Source organism: Winogradskya consettensis (assembly GCF_018332715.1).
Classification (GTDB): domain Bacteria; phylum Actinomycetota; class Actinomycetes; order Mycobacteriales; family Micromonosporaceae; genus Actinoplanes; species Actinoplanes consettensis.
Genome location: NZ_BOQP01000092.1, coordinates 1 through 452, shown reverse-complemented (window position 1 = coordinate 452; position 452 = coordinate 1). Strand labels below are relative to the sequence as shown.

Annotated in this window: 1 pseudogene; it reads right to left on the bottom strand. The window is 64.4% G+C overall.

The annotated features are described in order from the left end of the window. Positions 1-452 (bottom strand): annotated as a pseudogene (locus Aco04nite_RS48430) (polyketide synthase); the annotation flags it as partial.

The window sequence follows — 452 nt, the reverse complement described above, 5'->3', positions numbered from 1 at the left end:
GACGGCTCATCGACGTGCAGCGTCGCCGGCAGCACGCCATGCCGCATCGCCTGAACCATCTTGATAATCCCACCAACACCCGCAGCAGCCTGCGCATGCCCGATATTCGACTTCAACGACCCCAGCCACAGCGGATTCTCCGGGGAACGATCCTTGCCATACGTCGCCAGCAACGCCTGCGCCTCAATCGGATCACCCAACCGCGTACCCGTACCGTGCGCCTCCACGACATCGATGTCGGCAGTACCCAGACCCGCCGACGCGAGTGCCTGCCGAATCACCCGCTCCTGCGACGGACCATTCGGCGCCGTCAAACCATTCGACGCACCATCCTGATTCACCGCCGAACCACGCACCACCGCCAGCACCTCATGACCCAACCGGCGCGCATCCGACAACCGCTCCACCAACAACAGACCGACACCCTCAGCCCAACCCGTACCATCCGCGGC